This is a genomic window from Frigoribacterium sp. ME-P-080 (assembly GCF_030209595.1).
Taxonomy (GTDB): Bacteria; Actinomycetota; Actinomycetes; order Actinomycetales; family Microbacteriaceae; genus Frigoribacterium.
Map to the genome: position 1 here is coordinate 195,062 of NZ_JARVRR010000007.1, position 17,394 is coordinate 212,455.

Sequence of the window (17,394 nt, forward strand, 5' to 3'; positions counted from 1 at the left end):
TTGGATCGACCCCATGCTCCTCTCGCGTCGCCTGCTGCAGTTGTTCGTCGGCCTCACCGCCTACGGCTTCGCCATCGCCCTCATGGTCCGCGCGGGCATCGGCGTCGCCCCGTGGGACGTGCTGTCACAGGGGCTCGTCCGCCACACCGGGCTGACGTTCGGCACCGTCACGTTCGTCACGAGCCTCGTCGTGCTCCTGCTCTGGATCCCCCTGCGCCAGCGACCCCGCTTCGGCACGATCGCCAACACCCTGATGATCGGTCCGGTCGCCGACCTCGGCCTGCGCGTCCTGCCGCAGCAGACCGAGTGGTGGGCACAAGGCCTGACCTTCGCGGGCGGCCTGCTGTTGCTCGCCGTCGCGAGCGGCCTCTACATCGGAGCCGACTTCGGGCCGGGCCCTCGCGACGGGCTCATGCTCGGCCTCCATGCCCGGTTGGGCTGGCGGGTGGGCGTCGCGCGCACCGTCATCGAACTCACGGTCCTCGCCGCGGGGTGGCTGCTCGGCGGGCAGGTCGGCATCGGCACGGCGGCCGAGGCCCTGCTCATCGGCCCGCTCGTGGCGATCACGTTGCCGCTCTTCGCCCGGCGCCGGGTGGCGACCTCCGTGGTCGCCCCGGCCCGCGCCTCCTCGCCCGCCTGAGCCGCGGCCGGTACGAACCAGTTCGGACCGACCCGCGCTGACCGGGAATAAATCGTCCACGAGCGAAGTTGACAGGCCCTCGCACGGGAGTAGAGTCGCCGCTCGTGACCAACGACACCCGGTCGCCGAAGCGTTGGCTGATCGGTGAACCCCTCCCCTCGGAGAAGCTCGAGGGGCAGCTGCTCCCGAAGCACCTCGCACTGCCGATCTTCGCCAGCGACCCGCTCAGCTCGGTGGCCTACGCGCCGCAAGAACTGCTGATGATCCTGCTGATCGGCGGCCTCGGGTTCCTGACCCTCGCGCCGTGGGTGGCCGTCGCGGTCGTCGTCCTGCTGCTGGTCGTGGTGGCGTCGTACCGTCAGCTGATCAAGGCGTACCCGTCGGGCGGCGGCGACTACGAGGTCGCCCACAAGAACCTCGGCGAGAAGGCCGGGCTCGTGGTCGCCTCGGCGCTGCTCGTCGACTACGTCATGACGGTGGCCGTGTCGGTCGCCTCGGGCGTGGACAACATCATCTCGGCCGTTCCCGAACTGGCGCCGGTGCGCGTCGAGCTCGCGATCTTCTTCGTCGTCCTGCTGGCGGCCGTCAACCTCCGGGGCGTGCGCGAGTCGAGCAAGGCCTTCGCGATCCCCACCTACCTCTTCGTGTCGAGCGTCTTCGTCATGATCGTCATCGCCCTGGTGCGCACCGCCCTCGGCGACCCGCCCGTCGCCGAGAGCGCCGAGTACACGGTGCAGGCCGACCAGCTGACGCAGGCCGCCTTCATCCTGCTGTTGCTGCGGGCGTTCTCGAGCGGCTGCTCGGCCCTGACCGGCGTCGAGGCGATCGCCAACGGCGTGCCCGCGTTCCGGCGGCCCAAGGTGCAGAACGCCCAGAAGACCCTCGTGCTGATGGGCAGCATCGCCATCGTCCTGTTCGCCGGCCTCGTCGCCGTCGCCTTGATCGCCAAGGTGCACTACGCCGAGGACGCCTGCGACCTCCAGGGGTTCGTCGACTGCGCCACCACGCCGCAGCGCAGCCTCGTCGCGCAGATCGCGAGCGCGGTCTTCGGCGGGTCGCTGTTCGGCATCCCCTTCTACGTGATCCAGGCCTGCACCGCGGCGGTGCTGTTGCTGGCGGCGAACACGGCCTTCAACGGGTTCCCCTTGCTCGGGTCGATCCTGGCCCGCGACCAGTACGCCCCCAAGGCGCTCAACACGCGCGGCGACCGACTGATCTACTCGAACGGCGTGATCGTGCTGGCGCTGGTGGCCTGCGCCATCCTGCTCGTCTACCAGGCCAGCGTCACCGGGCTGATCCAGCTGTACATCATCGGCGTCTTCGTCTCGTTCACGCTCGGCCAGACCGGCATGGTCGTCCACTGGACCCGCATGCTGCGCGAGGGATGCGCCGACCGTGGAGCGGTGTACCGCGCCCGCGGCATCAACGCCTTCGGCGCCCTGCTCACGGCGTCGGTGCTGATCGTCGTGACGGTGACCAAGTTCACGCACGGCGCCTGGCTGGTGTTCGTCATCATGCCGATCCTCTTCGTGCTGATGCTCGGCGTGAACCGCTACTACCGGGACGTGCTCGTCGAGATCGAGCCCGACGCCACGACGCAGTTCGGCTCGCACGGCGACCACGCGATCGTGCTGGTCGGCACCATGCAGAAGCCCGTGCTGAAGGCCCTCGACTACGCCATCGCCGCACGCCACGAGTCGCTCGAGGCGATCCACGTGGGCATCGACGACGAAGCAACGGCGCTCCTGCAGCGTCAGTGGGCCGAGCAGGACATCGAGGTGCCCCTGCGCATCGTCGCCTCGCCGTACCGCGACATCAGCATGCCGCTGATCAAGTACATCAAGGCCCACCGTGAAGAGCACGGCAGCGAGGTCGTCACGGTCTACACGCCCATCTACATCGTCGGCCACTGGTGGGAGGCCGCGCTGCACAACCACAAGAGCCGCCGCATCCGCCAGAAGCTCATGCTCGTGCACGGCGTGACGATCTCGCTCGTGCCGTGGCTGCTCGACTCGTCCGAGGTGCTCTACGGGCGTCGATCGCGGCCGATCCCCGGCCAGGACCGCCGTGGCGAGCCGATCCGCCCCCGCCCCGTGCCGCGCCGCGTGCTCGAGCCGGCCGGTCGCCGGTCGGGCGCCGCCGGCGGGGCCCTGGGCGCCGACGCGGGCCCGGACGGCCGCGCCGGGGCGGCGGTCGAAGGAGGCGCGGTGCAGCGGGGCCTCGACGTCCAGCCCGCGCAGAACGGCACGAAACCCGGCCCGAAGCAGACCCCGCGCGCACCGGGCTCGGCGGCCGGCAACCGCGGAGGCGGCGCCGCCGCACGCAAGGCCCGCTCGGCCGCCCGCAACTCGACCGGCACCTCCCCCCGCAAGAAGAAGTAGCGCCGGCGCCCGGGAGCGTCAGCGCCAGACGGTGCGGGGCCGCAGCAGCCGGTGCCGCGGCTCGCTGTCGTCGAGCAGCAGCGAGAGCACGGCTCCTGCGACGTCGACGAGCGGTTGCTCGACGCTCGACAGGCCGAGCGCCGAGGCGACCGGGGTGTCGTCGTAGCCCACGACCGGCACCGATGACCCCAGCACGACCGATGCCCCGAGCGCGAGGGTGTCGCTCGCGCACACCACGGCGTCCACCGCGACTCCCGCGTCGAGCACCGACCGGACCGCAGCCGAGGCGAGCGGCACCGAGTCCTCGACGGCCAGGTCGAGCGCGTCGATCGAGGCCGGGTCGAGCGTGCCCCGTGACGCGAGCGCCTCGCGCCACCCGCGCCTCCGGTCGTCCCCGGCGCCCGAGCCGGCGGGCCAGCCGAGGAAGGCCACGTGCGTCGCACCCCGGTCGAGCAGGTCGTCGGTCGTCGAGGCGAGGCCGGCGCGTCCGTCGACGTCGACCCAGCGGTGTTGCGGGTCGCCCATGTCGTCGATCCCCCAGGGCCGACCGAAGGTGACGAAGTCGGCGCCGGCGTCGATCAGCCATTCGGTGCGCGGGTCGTCGAAGAACGTCGAGGTGAGCACGAACCCGTCGACGTCGGCGCCGTCGAGCAGGCGGCGGAACTGGGCGATCTCGTCGTCGGGCCCGGCCGCCGTGTACAGCAGGATGCGGTGGTCGCGAGCGTCGGCCTGCTCGGTGACCGCGTGCAGGAACCGGTCGAGCACCGCGCCCGAGATGCCGTTCTGCACGGGGTCGAGCCGGATGCCGATGGTCGAGCTCTTGCGGGTGCGCAATCGACGCGCCGACGCGTGCGGCCGGTAGCCGAGGTCCGCGATCGCCCGCTCGACCCGGCCCCGCGTGTCGGGTCGGACGATGTCGGGCGCGTTCAGCACGTTCGAGACGGTCTGCCGCGACACCCCCGCGACCGAGGCGACGTCGCTGACGGTCGGGAGGCGCGGTGTCGGAACCCGAGTCATCGTGCCCTCCACCCCGGCGCCGGTCGGCGGCCTCGGGTCACGTTACCCCAGCGCCCGGGTGCCTCTCGGCTCTCCGGTCTTGACACCCACGGGGCGGCCTGCCTACTCTGACGACACGGATTTGATCGATCAAATCGCACGTCCGCCCCCGCTCCATCCCGAGGCGCCACCCCGGCACCACACCCCGGCACCACACCCCGACCACAGCACCCGCACCATCGCAACGACGCGACGAGAGGCCCACCATGCGACGACGCACGACCCGCCTGGCGGCAGCAGCCGCCCTCACCACCATCTCGGCCCTGGCCCTCACGGCCTGCGGCTCCGGCTTCAGCGAGGGGTCGGGCGCCGCGAGCGACGGCGCCCTCACCAGCAGCGACGACTCGCTGACCGTGCTGATCGGCTCGAGCGGAGACGCCGAGACGAAGGCCGTCACCGAGGCCGTCGCGAGCTGGTCCGACGACTCGGGCACCGGCGCCGAGGTCAGCGTGGCCTCCGACCTGCCGCAGCAGCTCAGCCAGGGCTTCGCCTCGGGCGAGCCGGCCGACGTGTTCTACGTCTCGACCGACACGCTCGCGGGCTTCGCCGGCAACGGCAGCCTGCTGGCCTACGGCGACCAGCTCGCCAACGAGGGCGACTTCTTCCCGACCCTCGTCGACAGTTTCACGCTCGACGACCGGTTCTACTGCGCGCCCAAGGACTTCTCGACCCTCGGCCTGATCATCAACACCGACATGTGGGCCGCGGCCGGCCTGACCGACGCCGACGTCCCGACCGACTGGGACTCGCTGAAGGCGGTCGCCGCGAAGCTCACGACGGCCGACCACGTGGGCCTGGCCTTCAGCCCCGAGTACGCCCGGGTGGGCGCGTTCATGGCGCAGGCCGGCGGCGCGGTGACCACCGCCGACGGCACCGAGGCGACGCTCGACTCGTCCGAGAACGTCGAGGCGCTGACCTACGTGAAGGACCTGCTGACCAGCGGCGACGCCGCGTTCTCGAGCGACCTCGGCGCGGGCTGGGGCGGCGAGGCCTTCGGCACGGGCAAGGCGGCGATGACCATCGAGGGCAACTGGATCACCGGCGCACTCACCAACGACTACCCCGACGTGTCGTACCAGGTGGCCGAGCTGCCCGCCGGCCCCGGCGGCCAGGGCACGTTGCAGTTCACCAACTGCTGGGGCATCGCCGCCGACAGCCCCAACCAGCAGGCCGCCGTCGACCTCGTCGAGCAGCTGACGAGCACCGACCAGCAGCTCGCCTTCGCCGACGCGTTCGGCGTCATGCCCTCGATCCAGTCGGCCGCCGACACCTGGAAGTCCGACAACCCCGACCAGGCCGCGTTCCTCGACTCGGTCGAGTTCGCCCAGGGCACGCCCACGCAGGACGGGTCCGCCGCCGTGATCAGCGACTTCAACTCGCAGCTCTCCGGCCTGAAGGACGGCGACCCGAAGACGATCCTCGAGTCCGCGCAGAAGAACTTCGAGGCGATCCTCCAGTAACCCTCGGGGCACCGCGCCTCCCCCGGCGCGGTGCCTCGCACTCCCCACCCGACGGGGGCGGCCGGGGCCGCGACGCGTCCTCCCCAGGGCGGTCGCGCCTCCGTCCCTCCCCGGTCCTGCTCCCCGCCTCCCCTGCGGCCGCGCCTCGTCGGCGATCATCCGAGGAGGCGCGACCCATCGACCCGAGACAGCGCACGAAAGGCAGTCCCCATGACCGCGATCTCGACCAAGGCCCCCCGCCGGCGCAGCGCCGTCTCGCGCGGCGAGGGCCTCTCGGGCTGGCTGTTCGTCTCGCCCGTGCTGATCGTCCTGGGCCTCTTCCTGGCCGTGCCCGTCCTGATGGCCCTCTGGGTCAGCGTCTCGGACTGGACCGGCCGGGGCTCCCCCTTCGCGGCCGGCGTCGGCTTCGTCGGGGCGCAGAACTACCGAGACCTGCTCGGCGGCGGCGGCCTGGCCGAGCGCGACTTCGGCCTGAGCCTGCGCAACAACGCCTGGTACGTGATCCTCGTCGTGCCCATCCAGACCGCCGTGGCCCTGCTGCTCGCCGTGTTGGTGAACCGCCAGGTGCTGCGCGGCCGCGGGTTCTTCCGCACCGCGTTCTACTTCCCGTCGGTGACCAGCTCGGTCGCCATCACCGTCCTGTGGCTGTTCCTGTTCTCGCAGAGCGGCGCGGTGAACAAGCTGCTCTCGTTCGTCGGCATCACCGGGCCCGCGTGGTTCAACGACGCCAGCGGCGTGCTGCACAACCTGCTCGCCGTCGTCGGCGTCACGCAGCCCCCGGCCCTGCTGGCCGACCACACCGCCCTCGGCGTCAGCTGGTGGGACTGGCTGGCCGGGCCGTCGGTCGCGATGTCCGCGTTCATCCTGATGGCCGTCTTCACCACCAGTGGCACGTTCATGCTGCTCTTCCTGGCGGCCCTGCAGAACCTCGGTGGCGACGTCCAAGAGGCCGCGATGATGGACGGCGCGAGCGGCTGGCAGCGCTTCTGGCGCATCACGTTGCCGCAACTGCGACCGACGCTCTTCACGGTCCTCACCCTCGGCCTCATCGGCACCTGGCAGGTCTTCGACCAGATCTACACCGGCACCCAGGGCGGCCCGCAGAAGACCACGCTGACGCCCGCCTACCTCTCGTACACCTCGGCGTTCGGCGAACAGGAGTGGGGTCGCGGCGCGGCCATCGCCTTCGTGCTGTTCGTCATCATCGTCGCCTTGACGATCCTGCAGCGCATCGTGCTGCGCGAACGGGCCGTGTCGAAGAGACGCACCCGGCTCTACACGACAGGAGTCGAGCGATGACCACGACCGCACCGATCGCCGACCGGACGAACCCCTCCTCGCCGGTCGCGCCTCCCCCGGCCCCACCTCACCCGGCCGGGCGCGAGCCCCGCAGCACGCGACGCATCGCCGGCACCTCGGTGCTCTACGCCGTGCTGATCGTCATCGCGGCGATCTACATCCTGCCGTTCCTGATCAACGTGGCGACGTCGTTCAAGACCGACCCCGAGGCGGCCTCCGACCCGCTGGCGTTGATCCCGATCACGCCGACGGTCGCCGCCTACCGCCAGCTGTTCCTCAACAGCGACTTCCCGACCTGGTTCCAGAACTCGGCGATCGTGACGATCGTGGTGACGCTCGGGCGGGTCTTCTTCAACTCGCTCGCCGGCTACGCCCTGGCGCGGCTGCAGTTCCGGGGGCGCAACGTCATCTTCGTGCTGCTGATCGGCGTGATGGCGGTGCCGACGGTCGTGCTGCTCATCCCGAAGTTCCTGGTGATCAACCAGCTCGGCATGTACGACTCGTACTCGGGCATGATCATGCCGCTGCTGACCGACGCCGCCGGGGTCTTCATCATGAAGAACTTCTTCGAGTCGATCCCGCGCAGCGTCGAAGAGCAGGCGCGCATCGACGGCGCCGGCACCTTCCGGGTCTTCTGGTCGATCGTCCTGCCCATGGCTCGCCCGGCCCTCGTGACGATCATCATCCTGTCGTTCCAGGGGTCGTGGAACGAGCTCTCGCACTTCATCGTGTCGACCCAGTCGCCCGAGCTGACCACCCTCACCAAGGGCGTCGCGAGCCTCGCCTCGGGGCAACTGAGCCAGGGGTCGCAGTACCCGATCAAGCTCGCGGCCGCCGCGGTCATGACGATCCCGGTCGCCATCGTCTTCTTCGTCTTCCAGCGCCGCATCATGAACGCCAGCGCCGGGGCCGTCAAAGAGTGATGCACGCCGCGACGCCCACCCCGTCGCACCCCACGCCCGCCACCCGGAGCCCCAGGAGCCCCCGATGACCCAGACCTCCCCCCTCGATTCCGACCACGCCGACCGGTCGACCCCGACACCCGGCCTCCAGCCGTTCCTCGCCGCCGAGACCGTCGTGCTGAGGGCTCCCGTCCAGGCGTGGTCGGCCGCCGACGGGTCGATGGGCGCGGCGACGATCCACGGCGTCTACCTCGGCGACGTGCGTCTCGTCGCCGGGCACGGCGTCACCGTCGACGGTCTCGTCCCCGAGCACGTGGCCACGGTGCCCCTCGGAGCCTCGTCGGTCCGCTTCGAGTCGCTGCTGCGCGGCCTCGACGACGCCGGAGCCGACCCCGACGTCCGCCTGAGCTCGCTCCGTGACGTCACGACCACGGGCGTCCACGAGCGCCACACGGTCACCTCCCGGCTCGACCGCGAGCTCACGGTCACCCTGGCCGCGACCCTCCGACCCGACGCCTCCCCCATGGACCACGTGAAGGCCGGGATCGTGGGCGCGCCCGTGCGCGACGCGACGCTCACGTCCGACGGCACCCGCGCCTCCTGGCGGGCAGAAGGAGTCCGGGTCGACCTCGAGGCCCGAGGAGGCGCGGTGCGGGACACCCCCGCCGGCCTCGTCGTCGAGTGGGTCGCCGTCGTCCCCGCCCGGGGTTCCGTGACGGTCGGTCTCGACCTGGTCGCGACCGCCCCCGACGCCGTCGTCCGGGGCGTGCGGACGCCGCCGCACTGGGCCGACCTCGACCCGGCGCCGCGTGACGACCGGCTCGCCCGCTGGGTCGACCGTGCCCGCGACGACCTGGCGGCGCTCCGGCTGACCACGACGACGGCACCCGACGACGTGTTCTACGCCGCAGGTGCGCCCTGGTTCTTCACGCTCTTCGGCCGCGACTCGCTCTGGGCCGCCCGCTTCACCCTGCCCCTCGACCTCACGGTCGCGGGGGGCACCCTGCGGGTGCTGGCGGGACTCCAGGGCACTCGACACGTGCCGGGGACGGCCGAGCAGCCGGGCAAGATCATGCACGAACTCCGTCAACGGACGTTGACGATCCCCGGTGAGGACGTCAGCCTGCCCCCGCTCTACTACGGCACCGTCGACGCGACCGCGCTCTGGATCTGCCTGCTGCACGACGCCTGGCGCTGGGGCCTGCCGCGGGCCGAGGTCGAGGCGCTGCTGCCGCACCTCGACGCAGCCCTCGCCTGGATGCGCGACTCGGGCGACAGCGACGGCGACCTGCTGCTCGAGTACGTCGACGAGACCGGCCACGGCTTGGCGAACCAGGGTTGGAAGGACTCCGGGGACAGCGTCCAGTGGCGCGACGGAACCCTCGCCGAGGGGCCGATCGCGCTCTGCGAGGTGCAGGCCTACGCGTACGAGGCGGCCGTGCACGGGGCCGACCTGCTCGACGCCTTCGGTCGGGCGGGCGGCGACGCGTGGCGCGACTGGGCGGGGCGCCTGCGCGACCGGTTCCGCGCCTCCTTCTGGGTCGACGACGACGCGGGCGCCTACCCGGCGATCGCCCTCGACGCGGCCAAGCGGCCGGTCGACACGGTCACGAGCAACCTCGGGCACCTGCTCGGCACGGGTCTGCTCGACCCGGACGAGGAGGCGCTGGTCGCGTCCCGCCTCGTCTCGCCCGAGCTGTCCAGCGGTTTCGGCCTCCGCACGATGTCGACCGACAGCGCCGGCTACTGGCCCCTGAGCTACCACGGGGGCAGCGTCTGGACCCACGACACGGCCATCGCGGTGCAGGGCCTGGCCCGGGCCGGGTTCGCCGACGAGGCCGCGGTGCTCGCCGAGGGCCTGCTCGCGGCGGCGCCGACCTTCGACTACCGGATGCCCGAGCTCCACTCGGGCGACCCGGCCCGCGAGGTGCCGTCGCCCGTGCCGTACCCCGCCTCGTGCCGCCCCCAGGCCTGGTCCGCCTCAGCCGCCGTCGCCGTCTGGTCCGCCACGCACGCCGTGCGCCCGCCCCGCCACCCATGACCGCTCGCCCCGCTGGCCCCGCCGCCGATGGTGCGCGCACCCTCCCGCCGAACGCGGGCGAGCCCGCGCACGGGCATCGCCTGCGTCACCCCTGCCGTCGGCGCTCGGCGTCGCTCTCCGACAACCGCGCGACCACCTGACGGGCGATCGCCCGGCCGGCCCGGTTCGCCCCGATCGTCGAGGCCTGCGGCCCGTAGCCCGCGAAGAACAGCCGCGGGTCGAGGGTGGAGGCGCCGCCCTCGACGCTCACGCCCCCGTCGGCCGAGCGCAGTCCGAGCGGCGCCAGGTGACGCAGCTCGGGCCGGAACCCGGTCGCCCAGACGATCGCGTCCGCGTGGGCGGAGGTGCCGTCGGCCCATCGCACCCCGTCGGGTTCGACGGTCGCGAACATCGGCCGCTCGACCAGCACGCCGCGCTCGATGCCCGACACGAAGCGCCGGGTGCGGGGCACGCCCGTCCCGCTGACGATGCTCGGCAGCGCCTGCCCCGCCCGTGCCGCGCGGTCCTGCGCGGCGACCGCCGCGACGGCCGACTCGACGTCGAGCTCGCCCTGGTCGAGCCAGTCGACCGACCGGCGGGTCACCCACGTCGTCGAGGCCGCGACGCCGTCGAGCTCCAACACGAATCCGATCGCGCTCGTGCCGCCGCCGACGACGACGACGTCGAGCCCCTCGAGCTCGGAGGCCGCCCGGTAGTCCGAGGTGTGCAGCTGGCGCCCGCGGAAGGTGTCGCGCCCGGGGTACCACGGCACGAACGGGGCACCCCAGGTGCCGGTCGCGTTCACGACGACCTCGGCCCGCAAAGAGCCGGACTCCGGCCCGGTCCCGACAGCCGGAGCGACCCCCGAGGAGGCGCGCCCCGCCCACCGCACCGAGAACCCGTCGCCCAGCCCGGTCACCCCGGTCACCTCGACCGGGCGCCGCACGTCGAGCCCGAGCGCGTCCTCGTACCGGGCGTACCGGTCGGCGACGACGTCACGCGCCGGGGCCGACCGGTCGGCGTCGGCGAACCCCAGCCCCAGCTCGGCCATGCCCGGCAGGTCGTGCACCCGGTGCGCGGCACCCAGCCGCAGGCTCTCCCAGCGGTGCTGCCACGCGCCTCCGGTTCCGGGGCCCCGGTCGAGGACGACGAGATCGCGACCCACCTCGAGTCCGAGCCGGCGCAGGTACCACGAGACCGACAACCCGGCCTGGCCCGCACCGATCACGAGGACCCTCGTCCGCTCGCCTTCGCCCCCTGCAGTCATCCGGACCATCATGCCCGTCCGAGGCGGCAGCCGGGGCTAGGGGTACATGATAAGATCGGTCCAGTTTTTCACCAGCATCCTGTCGGCAGTTCCCGGGTCGTCCGACACCGTTTCCGGGCCGAGTTCAGAGGGGGTCACGCATGGGGCGCGGCCGTCAAAAAGCCAAGCACACCAAGGTCGCCAGAGAGCTGAAGTACTTCAGCCCTGACACCAACTACGGTGCACTCGAAAAAGAGTTGGCGACGAAGAACGACTCCGGCGACGAATACGTCGACAAATGGGCCGACGACTTCGACGACGAATACGACACCGAGCACGACCAGAACAAGAGCGCCTGAGGCCGGCCGGCTGATGACCTCTCCGTCCTCGTCCCTCGCCTGGGAGCAGGTCGTCGTCGATGCGAGCGACCCGTCCGGGCTCGCCCGTTGGTGGGCCGACGCCCTCGGGTGGGTGTTCGTCTCGGTCGACGACGACGAGCCCGAGATCCGTCCGACGGCCGACACGCTGCCGGGGCTCCTCTTCGTGAGCGTCCCCGAGGCCAAGACGGTCAAGAACCGTCTGCACCTCGACTTCCGTCCGACGCCGGTCGACGGCCAGAGCCGCGAGGCGACGCAGGCCGACGAGGTCGCGCGGCTCGAGTCGCTCGGGGCCGTCCGCGCACAGGTCGGCCAAGACGACACGGACGTGTCGTGGGTCGTCCTCGCCGACCCCGAGGGCAACGAGTTCTGCGTCCTCTGAGTCCGCACCACGCACGCCACACGACGACGGCCCCTCGATCTCGAGGGGCCGTCGTCGTGTGTCACCAGCTCACCGGGTGACGGGCCGACCGGGCGCCGGGGCCACGGTCAGGAGGCGCGGCTCAGCCGCCGACGAGCGTCGCGACCGCGGGCAGCAGCCCCACGACCAACAGCAGGATCATGCCGCCGGCCGTGAGAGCAGCGACCTTGCGCCCGCCGGTGACGGGTGACGCGGACGAACGCAGCGGCGCGGGCTGGGCGGGGACGCGGCTGATCCGGGCGCTGCGCGGAGCGGCGACCGCCGCGCGCGAGACGGTGGAGAGGGGGATGCGGGTGGTGCTCATGGGTCGACTCCTTCGTCGTCCGGTCTGACGTCGTCGTCAGGACGCCCGGCAGGGGCGTGGCTTCATCGTACGTCCGCCGCCGGACGAACGCCACGCGACGTCGCCGGTGATCAGCCCGCGTAGGACCCGACGAGCCGCACCGCGCCTCCGTCGACTCCCTTGGCGCCCTGTTCGAAGCCGGACAGGTCACGCGCCCGGGTCGAGACGGTGCCGACGGGCCACGTCGCGATGCCGTCGGCCTCGAGGGCCGCGGTGACCGAGTCGGCCTGTCCGGCGGCCACGACGGCGATCATGCCGATGCCGAGGTTCCAGGTGCCCTCGCTCGACTCGAGGGTCGAGCCGGCCAGGTCGCTCAGCACCCGGAAGACGGGCAGCGGCGACCAGGTCGAACGGTCGACCTCGGTCCACGACCCGAGGGGGAGCACGCGGGCGAGGTTGGCGGCGATTCCGCCCCCGGTGACGTGGCTGAGCGAATGGATCGCGCCGTCGAGCGCAGGGTCGTCGAGCACGCGCAGCAGGGGCGAGGTGTACAGGCGCGTCGGTTCGAGCAGTGCCTCGCCGACGGTGCCCGAGAACTCGGGCAGGGTGTCGTCGTAGCCGAGGTCGCGTGAGGCCAGGATGTGGCGCACGAGCGAGAAGCCGTTCGAGTGGACGCCCGACGAGGCGAGGGCGAGCACGACGTCGCCGTCGCCGACGAGGTGCGGGCCGAGCTGGCGCCCCGACTCGACCGCACCCACCGCGGCGCCGGCCACGTCGTAGTCGTCGGGCCCGAGCAGGCCGGGGTGCTCCGCCGTCTCGCCGCCGACGAGGGCGGTACCCGTCGCGCTGCAGGCGCGGGCGATGCCCTCGACGATCGAGGCGATGCGGGTCGGCACCACGCGGCCGCAGGCGATGTAGTCGGTCATGATCAGCGGCCGGGCGCCGACGACGACGATGTCGTCGACGACCATGCCCACGAGGTCCTGCCCGATCGTGTCGTGCTTGTCGAGCGCCTGGGCGATGGCGACCTTCGTGCCGACGCCGTCGGTCGACGTCGCGAGCAACGGCTTGTCGAAGTCCTTGAGGAACGACACGTCGAACAGCCCGGCGAACCCGCCCACGCCACCGACGACACCGGGGCCGTGCGTGGCGCCGACGGCCGCCTTCATCAGCTCGACCGCCCGGTCGCCGGCGGCCGTGTCGACCCCCGCTGCGGCGTAGGAGGCGCTGGTCGAGTGGGCAGAGGAGGTCGCCATTCGTTCATCCGTTCGGTGTCGCTCTAGACTGTCGCGGTAACCCCAACTCTACGGTCTGGAGCCAGATCCGCATGTGCGGCATCGTCGGTCTCGTCGCGCACGAGCCAGCAAATCAACTCGTCTACGACTCGCTCCTCCTGTTGCAGCACCGAGGGCAGGACAGCACCGGCATCGCGACCGCCGAGGGCGGCATCTTCCACGTGCACAAGACCAAGGGGCAGGTGCGCGAGGGCTTCCGGACCCGCGACATGCGCGCCCTGCTCGGCAACATGGGCCTCGGTCACGTGCGGTACGCCACCAAGGGCGCGGCCAGCAACGAGCAAGAGGCGCAGCCGTTCTACGTGAACGCGCCCTACGGCATCGTGCTGATCCACAACGGCAACCTGACGAACACCCGCGAGCTCACCAGCGAGCTCTTCCACGTCGACCGTCGCCACCTCAACACAAACAGCGACACCGAGCTCCTGGTCAACGTGCTGGCGCACGAGCTGCAAGAGCAGGTCAACGGCAGCGAGCTCGACCCCGAGCAGATCTTCGCCGCGGTCTCCCGCGTGCACGACCGGGTGCAGGGCTCCTACGCGGCGATCGCCATGATCGCGGGCCACGGCCTGCTGGCCTTCCGCGACCCCTTCGGCATCCGCCCGCTGGTCCTGGGCCGCCGTCTCGCCGCCGACGGCGTCCGCGAAGAGTGGATCACCGCCTCCGAGTCGCTCGTCCTCGAGTCCGGCGGCTACGAGATCGTCCGCGACGTCGCCCCCGGCGAGGCCGTCTTCATCTCGCTCGACGGCCAGATGGTGTCGAAGCAGTGCCACGCCAGTCCGCGCCTCATCCCCTGCTCGTTCGAGTACGTCTACCTGGCCCGCCCCGACTCGATCATGAACGGCATCTCGGTCTACGACGCCCGCCTGCGCCTCGGCAACCGGTTGGCCGACACGATCGCCGCGCACTCGCCGATCGGCGACATCGACGTGGTCATGCCGATCCCCGACTCGTCACGCCCCGCGGCCATGCAGGTCGCCCAGAAGCTCGGCATCGAGTACCGCGAGGGCTTCTACAAGAACCGTTACGTGGGCCGCACCTTCATCATGCCGGGGCAGGCCGAGCGCAAGCGGTCGGTGCGCCAGAAGCTCAACGCGATGTCGAGCGAGTTCAAGGGCAAGAACATCCTGATCGTCGACGACTCGATCGTCCGCGGGACGACCTCGCGCGAGATCGTCGAGATGGCCCGCGCCGCCGGAGCGAACAAGGTGACGTTCACCTCGGCCGCTCCCCCGGTCCGGTTCCCCCACGTCTACGGCATCAACATGCCGTCGCGGCACGAGCTGGTCGCCCACGACCGCAAGATCCCCGAGATCGCCCGCGAACTGGGTGCCGACCACCTCATCTACCAAGAGGTCGCCGACATGCAGGCGGCCATCACCGAGGGCAGCGACGTCACCGAGCTCGAGATGAGCTGCTTCACGGGCGAGTACGTCACCGGCACCGTCAGCCCCGAGTACCTCGCCTGGGTCGAGGCCAACCAGCTCAGCTGAGTCGCGCCGCCGTCGCCACCCGCACCTCGCCCCTGCTTCCACCCGCCGGGGGAGGTGCGGTGTCGGCAGGCGTCCCTAGGCTGGGGGCCATGAGCGACGTCGGCATGCCCCGCCCCGAACCGACCGCGACGCCCCCGGCGTCCGCCCTGCAGATCACCGGTCTGCGCAAGGCGTTCGGCGACAAGGTCGCCGTCGACGGAATCGACCTGACCGTGCCGACGGGCTCGTTCTTCGGCCTCGTCGGCCCGAACGGCGCCGGCAAGACGACCACGCTCTCGATGGCGACCGGTCTGCTGCGTCCCGACTCGGGCAGCATCGCCGTGCTGGGCGTCGACGTCTGGTCCGACCCGACGCACGCCAAGTCGCTCGTGGGCGTGCTGAGCGACGGCATCTCGCTGTTCGACCGCCTCACCGGCGAGCAGCTCGTCACGTACCACGGCCTGCTCAACGGCATGAGCCGCGAGACGACGGCCCAGCGGGTCGGCGACCTGCTCGACCTGCTCGACCTGCGCTCGGCCGGCGGCACGCTCGTCGTCGACTACTCCGCGGGCATGACCAAGAAGGTGGCGCTCGCCTGCGCGCTCGTCCATGCCCCGCGCCTCCTCGTCCTCGACGAGCCGTTCGAGTCGGTCGACCCGATCTCGGCCGCCAACATCCGCGACATCCTGCACGGATACACGCAGAACGGCGGCACGGTCATCGTGTCGAGCCACTCGATGGACCTCGTCCAGCGCATGTGCGACCACGTCGCCGTCATCGCGGCCGGGCGCGTGCTCGCGGCCGGCACGACCGACGACGTGCGCGCCGGCTCCACCCTCGAAGACCGCTTCGTCGAACTCGTCGGCGGCCGTCAGCACAACGAGGGGCCGTCGTGGTTGCGCACCTCCTGAGCCTGCGCTGGCGGGTGCTGCTGAACGGCTTCAAGCGCAGCACCTGGCAGATCGTCGCGGCCGTCATCGGCGGGCTCTACGGCCTCGGCGTGCTCGCCGCCGTCGTGGTCGGCCTCGTCGCCCTCTCGTTCGCGCCCGAGCGCTGGGCCTGGACGGCCGGCGTGCTCGGCGGGTCCCTCGCCGTCGTCGGCTGGATCGTCGTGCCCTTCGTCGCCCGGGGCTACGACCAGACCCTCAGCGTCTCGAAGCTGCGCCCGTTCCCCCTGCCCGCCGACAGGCTCCTCGTCGCCCTGTTCGTCACCGGGTTGCTGGGCATCCCGGGCATCGTCACGCTCGTCGCCGCCCTCGCGACGACCTTCAGTTGGCTGCACCACCCTCTCGCGGCCGTCCTCGCGCCGTTCTGCGGGGTGCTCGGCGTCTTCGTCTGCGTCGCGGCGTCCCGCGCGGTCGAGACCGCCACCAGCGCGCTGGGTGCCAAACGTCGCTACCGCGAGTTGATGAGCGTCGCGATCTTCGTGCCCCTCATCCTGGCCGGGCCGCTGATCGGCCTGGTCGGCCAGGGGCTCAGTTCCGTCGGCGACGACCTGCCCCGTGTCGCCCACGCCCTGTCGTGGAGCCCGCTCGGCGCCGCCTGGTCGATCCCCGGCGACGTCGCCCTCGGCCGACCGGGCGAGGCAGCCCTCAAGGCCCTCATCGCCCTGGTCACCCTGGGGGTGCTCCTCCTGCTCTGGCGACGTGGACTGGCGACGGCGCTCGTGGCTCCCCCGGCCGTCACGGCCACCGCGGCGTCCAAGGGCCTCGGGCCCTTCGCCCGGTTCCACGCGACGCCGACCGGTGCGGTCGCCGCCCGGACGGCCGTCTACTGGCTGCGCGACCCGCGGTACGGCGGGTCGCTGATCGTCGTCCCGCTGATGCCGGTCCTGGCGATCTTCCTGTCGTTCTCCCTCGAGACGACCTGGCCGCTGTACGCCATCGGTCCGGCCGTGGCCGCGCTCCTCGCCATCACGCTGGCCGCCGACGTCTCGTACGACGGCACGGCCTTCGCAGCACACCTGTCGACCGGCTTGGCGGGTGCGGCCGACCGCGCAGGTCGCGTCCTCACCCTCTCGCTGTTCGCGGTGCCCTCCGTCGTGCTCGCCACGCTCGTCCCCCTGGCCGTGGTGGGCCGATTCGACGTGGCCCCGGCCCTGCTCGGCATCGGCCTGGGGCTGCTGCTCACCGGGTTCGGCGTGTCGAGCGTGGCCTCGGCGCTGTACCTGATGCCCGTCCCGGCGGCGGGCGAGAGCCCCTTCAAGTCACCGCCCGGGGCCAACGTCACCTCGACCCTCGGGCTCTACGCCTCGTGGGCGATCGTCTTCGTGCTGTCGCTGCCCGAGCTCGTGCTCGGAGTCGTGGCGCTGGTCCAGGGCTCGGTGATCCTCGGGCTCGCGACGCTCGTCGTCGGCGTCGTCCTGGGTCTCGTGCTGACGATCATCGGCATCCGACGCGGCGGCCGCCTCCTCGACGCCCGCGGCCCCGAGCTGCTCACCAGGTTGCGGCGGGCTCGCGGGGCCTGACCCGGGCCGTCAGCCGGGCACGCGGCAGGTAGGCGAGGCCTGGCGCGGCTCGGTGAGGCCTGGCTCGGATCGGCT

Annotated in this window: 15 protein-coding genes; 11 read left to right on the top strand and 4 right to left on the bottom strand. The window is 71.8% G+C overall.

The features are described from left to right. Positions 1-13: 13 nt before the first annotated feature. Positions 14-640 (top strand): membrane protein YczE, encoded by a 627-nt coding sequence (yczE, locus tag QRN23_RS12870; protein ID WP_056049470.1) that lies wholly within the window; start codon positions 14-16, stop codon positions 638-640. A 104-nt stretch (positions 641-744) separates the two neighbouring features. Continuing rightward, positions 745-3,021, top strand: coding sequence for an APC family permease (locus QRN23_RS12875; RefSeq protein WP_082460630.1), 2,277 nt, complete (start codon positions 745-747; stop codon positions 3,019-3,021). Between the two features lie 18 nt (positions 3,022-3,039). Here the strand turns inward: QRN23_RS12875 and QRN23_RS12880 are convergent, their stop codons facing one another. Next, positions 3,040-4,038 (bottom strand): LacI family DNA-binding transcriptional regulator, encoded by a 999-nt coding sequence (locus tag QRN23_RS12880; RefSeq protein WP_043597449.1) that lies wholly within the window; start codon positions 4,036-4,038, stop codon positions 3,040-3,042. A gap of 245 nt (positions 4,039-4,283) precedes the next feature. Here QRN23_RS12880 and QRN23_RS12885 point away from each other — a divergent pair, with 245 nt between their 5' ends. The 4 genes from QRN23_RS12885 (at position 4,284) to QRN23_RS12900 (ending at position 9,779) form a co-directional block, all read left to right on the top strand. Continuing rightward, entirely contained in the window at positions 4,284-5,537 is a 1,254-nt protein-coding gene (locus QRN23_RS12885; RefSeq protein ID WP_200413478.1) for a sugar ABC transporter substrate-binding protein, read from the top strand. Between the two features lie 210 nt (positions 5,538-5,747). Continuing rightward, positions 5,748-6,836: a carbohydrate ABC transporter permease gene (locus QRN23_RS12890; RefSeq protein WP_043597416.1), complete on the top strand. Its 1,089-nt coding sequence runs from the start codon at positions 5,748-5,750 to the stop codon at positions 6,834-6,836. Then, positions 6,833-7,759: a carbohydrate ABC transporter permease gene (locus tag QRN23_RS12895; protein WP_285063742.1), complete on the top strand. Its 927-nt coding sequence runs from the start codon at positions 6,833-6,835 to the stop codon at positions 7,757-7,759. The genes QRN23_RS12890 and QRN23_RS12895 overlap by 4 nt, the downstream gene beginning before the upstream one ends. A gap of 64 nt (positions 7,760-7,823) precedes the next feature. Beyond that, positions 7,824-9,779: a glycogen debranching N-terminal domain-containing protein gene (locus QRN23_RS12900; protein WP_285063743.1), complete on the top strand. Its 1,956-nt coding sequence runs from the start codon at positions 7,824-7,826 to the stop codon at positions 9,777-9,779. An 85-nt stretch (positions 9,780-9,864) separates the two neighbouring features. Here QRN23_RS12900 and QRN23_RS12905 read toward each other — a convergent pair whose 3' ends face one another. Beyond that, entirely contained in the window at positions 9,865-11,025 is a 1,161-nt protein-coding gene (locus QRN23_RS12905; protein ID WP_285063744.1) for an NAD(P)-binding domain-containing protein, read from the bottom strand. A gap of 140 nt (positions 11,026-11,165) precedes the next feature. Between QRN23_RS12905 and QRN23_RS12910 the strand changes: the two genes are divergently transcribed. Continuing rightward, on the top strand, positions 11,166-11,363 hold the full coding sequence (locus QRN23_RS12910) for a DUF3073 domain-containing protein (RefSeq protein ID WP_056227242.1): 198 nt from the start codon (positions 11,166-11,168) through the stop codon (positions 11,361-11,363). Between the two features lie 13 nt (positions 11,364-11,376). After that, positions 11,377-11,763 (top strand): VOC family protein, encoded by a 387-nt coding sequence (locus tag QRN23_RS12915; RefSeq protein WP_285063745.1) that lies wholly within the window; start codon positions 11,377-11,379, stop codon positions 11,761-11,763. 121 nt (positions 11,764-11,884) lie between these two features. Here QRN23_RS12915 and QRN23_RS12920 read toward each other — a convergent pair whose 3' ends face one another. Both QRN23_RS12920 and purM read right to left on the bottom strand, forming a co-directional pair. Further along, a complete protein-coding gene (locus tag QRN23_RS12920; RefSeq protein WP_123572025.1) occupies positions 11,885-12,106 on the bottom strand; it encodes a hypothetical protein in 222 nt (73 codons plus the stop codon). A 110-nt stretch (positions 12,107-12,216) separates the two neighbouring features. After that, positions 12,217-13,341, bottom strand: coding sequence for a phosphoribosylformylglycinamidine cyclo-ligase (purM, locus tag QRN23_RS12925; protein ID WP_159825804.1), 1,125 nt, complete (start codon positions 13,339-13,341; stop codon positions 12,217-12,219). A gap of 71 nt (positions 13,342-13,412) precedes the next feature. On the opposite strand from purM, the gene purF reads away from it, so the two are divergent. The 3 genes from purF (at position 13,413) to QRN23_RS12940 (ending at position 17,319) form a co-directional block, all read left to right on the top strand. Next, on the top strand, positions 13,413-14,873 hold the full coding sequence (gene purF / locus QRN23_RS12930) for an amidophosphoribosyltransferase (protein ID WP_056049492.1): 1,461 nt from the start codon (positions 13,413-13,415) through the stop codon (positions 14,871-14,873). Between the two features lie 89 nt (positions 14,874-14,962). After that, the gene (locus QRN23_RS12935; protein WP_233568550.1) at positions 14,963-15,763 is read left to right on the top strand and encodes an ABC transporter ATP-binding protein; all 801 of its coding nucleotides are present in this window, start codon (positions 14,963-14,965) and stop codon (positions 15,761-15,763) included. Further along, positions 15,745-17,319 (top strand): transporter, encoded by a 1,575-nt coding sequence (locus QRN23_RS12940; protein WP_285063747.1) that lies wholly within the window; start codon positions 15,745-15,747, stop codon positions 17,317-17,319. Before QRN23_RS12935 ends, QRN23_RS12940 begins: the two co-directional genes overlap by 19 nt. Positions 17,320-17,394 lie beyond the last annotated feature (75 nt).

Excerpts from the sequence above, each read along its gene's own strand:
- yczE (WP_056049470.1), top strand. The coding sequence starts at position 14 with ATGCTCCTCTCGCGTCGCCTGCTGCAGTTGTTCGTCGGCCTCACCGCC.
- QRN23_RS12880 (WP_043597449.1), bottom strand. The coding sequence starts at position 4,038 with ATGACTCGGGTTCCGACACCGCGCCTCCCGACCGTCAGCGACGTCGCC.
- QRN23_RS12885 (WP_200413478.1), top strand. The coding sequence starts at position 4,284 with ATGCGACGACGCACGACCCGCCTGGCGGCAGCAGCCGCCCTCACCACC.
- QRN23_RS12890 (WP_043597416.1), top strand. The coding sequence starts at position 5,748 with ATGACCGCGATCTCGACCAAGGCCCCCCGCCGGCGCAGCGCCGTCTCG.
- QRN23_RS12895 (WP_285063742.1), top strand. The coding sequence starts at position 6,833 with ATGACCACGACCGCACCGATCGCCGACCGGACGAACCCCTCCTCGCCG.
- QRN23_RS12900 (WP_285063743.1), top strand. The coding sequence starts at position 7,824 with ATGACCCAGACCTCCCCCCTCGATTCCGACCACGCCGACCGGTCGACC.
- QRN23_RS12905 (WP_285063744.1), bottom strand. The coding sequence starts at position 11,025 with ATGACTGCAGGGGGCGAAGGCGAGCGGACGAGGGTCCTCGTGATCGGT.
- QRN23_RS12910 (WP_056227242.1), top strand. The coding sequence starts at position 11,166 with ATGGGGCGCGGCCGTCAAAAAGCCAAGCACACCAAGGTCGCCAGAGAG.
- QRN23_RS12915 (WP_285063745.1), top strand. The coding sequence starts at position 11,377 with ATGACCTCTCCGTCCTCGTCCCTCGCCTGGGAGCAGGTCGTCGTCGAT.
- QRN23_RS12920 (WP_123572025.1), bottom strand. The coding sequence starts at position 12,106 with ATGAGCACCACCCGCATCCCCCTCTCCACCGTCTCGCGCGCGGCGGTC.
- purM (WP_159825804.1), bottom strand. The coding sequence starts at position 13,341 with ATGGCGACCTCCTCTGCCCACTCGACCAGCGCCTCCTACGCCGCAGCG.
- purF (WP_056049492.1), top strand. The coding sequence starts at position 13,413 with ATGTGCGGCATCGTCGGTCTCGTCGCGCACGAGCCAGCAAATCAACTC.
- QRN23_RS12935 (WP_233568550.1), top strand. The coding sequence starts at position 14,963 with ATGAGCGACGTCGGCATGCCCCGCCCCGAACCGACCGCGACGCCCCCG.